Annotated in this window: 2 protein-coding genes; both read right to left on the reverse strand. The window is 34.1% G+C overall.

Annotated elements, in window-relative coordinates; genetic code table 11:
- Positions 1-1,051: 1,051 nt before the first annotated feature.
- A complete protein-coding gene (locus tag CQA44_RS11220; RefSeq protein WP_258865026.1) occupies positions 1,052-2,602 on the reverse strand; it encodes a UDP-N-acetylmuramoyl-L-alanyl-D-glutamate--2,6-diaminopimelate ligase in 1,551 nt (516 codons plus the stop codon).
- Positions 2,603-2,637: 35 nt separating this feature from the next.
- A complete protein-coding gene (locus tag CQA44_RS11225; protein ID WP_181881895.1) occupies positions 2,638-3,372 on the reverse strand; it encodes a hypothetical protein in 735 nt (244 codons plus the stop codon).
- Positions 3,373-4,859 lie beyond the last annotated feature (1,487 nt).

The raw sequence follows: 4,859 nt of genomic DNA on the forward strand, positions 1-4,859 counted from the left end.
CATATTACATGAAGAATGCGATGATTCAAGAAAGAATAAATAAGGAGAATAAAACCGACAAAGAGAAGACACATAGACAAGCAAATCTCTCTGCCAAATGAGAGATGGGTATAGAGGTGAGAAATCTCTAAGAGAAATTCATTAGGGGAGACAAAAAGTCTCAAGAGTTATAAGCTTAAAAGAGATAATCAGATGAATAAATATTATAAAGATAAAAGGAGGTTTGAAAGATAGAACATGCAAAGAATAAATACAGAATCTCAATCACTCAAAAAGTTAAAGGGAATCCAAAGATAAAAGGATTTAAGAATAAGAGACAAATAAGGAATCAAAGATTAAAACAATCATAAAGAAAAGAGCTAAAGGCACAATTAAAGCATAAGAAAGAGCCTAAGAATTAAGAAAACATGAGCATAGGTTATCAAGGCAGCAAGTTGGCAGCATGACTGCTTTTTTCTTTGCTTCAGGATACTCAACACAGAATCTTAATCTTAATGAGTTGCGATGTGTGAGGAGATTCTCTTATACCTCATTCCTTGCGCTACTGTTAAATTTGATGAAAATACAATACAAGCATGTTGCAGATAACACAAAATTCTTATTCACCCACCAAGTCTAAGAGGACTCAGAATAGAGCATTTCCTCTTTATTACCTTATGTCTCAGATATGAATTTCTGCCATAAGAATCCCCATACTATTTAGTTTAGAACTTAATCCTCTAGGTTTTAAGATTACAAGTCCTTTTCCACAAATTATAACAATCTCATTTTTATTTGACGCCTACTCTCTCCTCTCTCACTCTTTCTCTTTAGATTCTTTTTTCTCTATACCTACATACTCTCTTAGTGCTACTCTTGTGCTTCTCCTGCTCTTGCCTAATCTCTACTTTATCTTTTTCTCCTTTGCTCTTTCTACACTTTTCCTGCTCGTATTCTACTTTGTTGATGTGCTTACTCTCTCTGATATACTTGCGATTCTAAGCCAAAGTTAATAACCCTTTCTACTAAAGGAAGATTTCCAATGATAAACACAGACTCTTGAAATCCCCTATTAGGTTGGCTGTATTTCTTTTAGTAGTTTTTGCACACATTCTTTATCACTAAAATACACCTGTGTATCCTTAAAAATCTGGATACTCTCATCTCCTTTACCCAAAATAAAGAGAACTGAATCTTGTGGTAATTCACGTATAGCAGTCGCTATCGCCTCTTCTCTATCAAGGATAATTTTTGTTTGAATGCCTCTTGCAATTGATTCAGTTTGCAATACTCCATTGAATATTTCTTGAGCAATTTCATGGGGATTCTCGCTTCTAGGATTGTCATTAGTAATATAGATTCTGTGCGCATAAGAAGCAGCACATGCGCCCATTTTAGAACGTTTGCTCTTATCTCTATCTCCGCCTGCACCAAAAACTACACTAATATCACGCATCTTGAATCCCTCAAGAACCTGTTTCATACCATCAGTAGTATGCGCAAAATCAATAATAATCAATGGATTCATACTCACAATCTCCATGCGCCCAGCTACACCGCCAAAATTAACGAAGAGACTGTAAATCTCTTGCAGGGGCTTTTTTGTTATAATTTTAACTGTTAAAGCCGCCGCTAAGAAGTTATAGAGATTAAAAAGCCCAAATAAATGTGATTGCAAAGTAGCTTCTTCCAAAGTCATTGCCGCTTTTGCAGTATTTTGAACCTCAGATACACCTTTCTTAACATGTTGAGAATTTGTGTATTGAGAATCTTGTGTAATATGCTCCAAAGAAGGCAAACGTAAGGTTGTTTGTGCAAAAATACCGTCCGTAAGAGAATACGCATTGACAAATAAGTTGCCCTTAGATTCTATGCCATAGCTAAAAACACGAGATAGAAAACGCATTTTTGTTGCGCTTTTTTCATCAAGATTAATAATCTTTATGCTATTTCCAGATTCTAAAAATCCTAGTTTAGTCGCAGCATAATCTTCCCAAGTCTTATGATAATCTAAATGATCGCTTGTGATGTTGGTTAGAATCTTCATATAAAAATCAAGCCCATAGATACGTTCTTGCTTTATGGCATGTGAGCTAACCTCCATAATGAAGTATTGGCATTTAGCTTGTGCCGCATAATGAATGTCTTCATAAAGTTCAAGTAACGCGGGAGTAGTTAAACCTTTTGGCTTAATTTGCTCATCATTCATAAACATACCGCGAGTCCCCAGCAAAGCAACCCTATAACCGCTATCCAAGAGTAAAGAATAGATCGCTGCTGCAGTTGTGGTTTTACCATTTGTGCCTGTAATCCCAATGATTTTAATCTGCGTATTGAAGTAATCTTTGAGCGAATCTCGTTGTATAACTTTAATGTGTTGAGGAAGAGTGGGGATAAATTTCTCATTTTGTGGAGTTTGCAAGAACATTATCTGTGGAGATACATGAGAACAATCCGATACAGAATCCTCCCTAGAACCAACCCGAATATTCGCATTACAGATTTTACGAGTATCATCTACGATGATATAGGGTGGTGTTAAGCGAGAACTTTCATCCACATTCTTTAGATGTGAATATTGCTGACTATCTCTATGATTGAAAGTATGATGAGAATTCGGCATATTATATCTTTATTATACTTGTTGCAGTCTATAGATTATTGTGGTTTGGAATCCTTTTTAGGATTCTTCTTTGTCATAGATTTCTTTTGAATTTTAGATTCTACATTGAAAGATTTGGTTTTATCGATAGAGCGACCGGTCTTAGAGGGAGTTTTATCCTTTGCCTGCATTTTCTTACTAGCTTCTTCAATGAGAGGAATAATATCAATATCATAGCGTGGGAGAGAATCAATGTAATTCAGTGATATATCCAAATAATCATTTTTAATCAAAAGGGATAAAAACTCATAAAAATCACCCTTGTGCGTGAAAATAATTTTTGTATTCACGCATAGATTGCTATAAACTTCCTTAAAATCTTGTGTTTTTAACATTTCCTTGATGTCATTGTAATTAATGGCATCATAACTTTCCATCATTGCTTTTTTGGTATCTTGCATAGTTTTTGAGAGATAATGTGTTTTATTGTCAAAAGCCTCTATCAACTGCAAAATCATTTTTTGTATACGTCTTTTATTGGCGCGTGGCTCATACGCTAAGGAGCTTTGATACAACTCATAGATTCCAATTGCTTCCGCACCAAAATCCATACCCACATCAGAAAGATAAAGTCCAATTCTCGAATCTAAGTCGCTTGTATCCAGCCAAAAGGCTTGCTCAAACAGTGTAAATGCCTCTTTAAATTTTGCCTGGGACAAATAAGAAGAAGCTTTTCTCTGTAATAACTTTTTACTTGGCGCATTGAGTCTGCTGATATCAACAACTTTCATTCTCTGTCCTTCTAAAAGATTGCCCATACTATTCATAATTGTAATATCACAAAATTTGCATTTAAGCAGGTCTATTCTAGCATAAATTTCCCAAATTTTACACGACTAACTAGGCTTATTGGGGAATTTAATAGATTTGTGATAACTTTATGATTAATATTATCAATTTGCATTGCCATGTCATTCTTGAATTCAACATTAAAGCATGAACCTATCTTCAATGAGGATTATAATCTTCAGGCTTATATTGTGAAATATTAAGAGAGACACCATATCTCAAATTGACTAAATTTTTCATAATCTGACAATCTGCTTGTTTTAGCCCTTGCATGAGTGGGGCTATTTTTGAGTTAAATGCGACTGTGAATTTTTTATCACACTCATTTAAAATCTACCCCTGCTTTATAATGGCATATTATGCAATGCCTCTTTAAAGATTCTCTTTCTCTCAGTAATGCACCAAGCTTATAAGGGGATTATTAAGAGTTTCTTGTTCTGCGCTCATGTTCTCAAGGCAATTACCATAGCAAGAAAGACACAAACTATTTTCCAACGCCAAGGGCATAAAACAGAGACAAACATTTTTAACAAAGGTTTTCTTGCATAAAAACACACAAGATAGGGGAAAGTGATACCAAGACATAACAACAAAGCAACATATTTCATTGCTTGATGATTGGAATCCATAAGATTGATAATCTCTTAACCACACAAAAGCAAAGCAAAAAGAAACAGCAAAGAATACAAAATCAAGAGAGATTGCGCGATAGAAAAAACTTTTTGCACATTATCCGTAAAACCAATATGCCATAAGCAAAAGAATGTATAATACAGGTTAGCGTAGAGAATCATAACATAAGTATCTTTTTGTAACTTGACAATATCGCTGAATGCTCCTCTAAGAGTAGAATCATTCCACAATAATTTACTCTTGAGTACAGGGCTATCATAGATTTTATTTTATTCATAGAATTTTCCCCAGCCACAATAGCCACAATCATGATATTCTGAAAGAACAATAGATAATACTTCGTCAATGTGTAAATCAGCTCTTTTCTCCAATATAGTATAGTCTTAATCCTAATGCCAAGAGAAAAATACAAGAAACCGCCAAATAAGAACGAAAAAATGTGTGAACATATACGTCTCCTAATGCTTTAATCTATTAGAAATTCTAATGCCCGAAATGAAAAAAGCGCGGTTATGCTAAAAATAAATGATTCACAAATGAGGGTTTTGTATTCCGCAAATACTGCTGAAATTATTGTGAATCTGTATCGTTTTAAAGACAGCTTTTAACAATATTAAGAAACTGCAATGTTAAATTCTAAAATCATATTTAGGTTGAATACACAAACCACATTTCACTCAAATGATTAACCCTCAAAAATAACTTTGATTAAAAAGAAATAGCAGATTCTGTCATAAATTCACCATAAATTCTAAAATAGAAAAGAAATTAGATTCTCCATACCACACAGTGAAAC

The sequence above is a fragment of the Helicobacter sp. MIT 14-3879 genome (assembly GCF_003364125.1).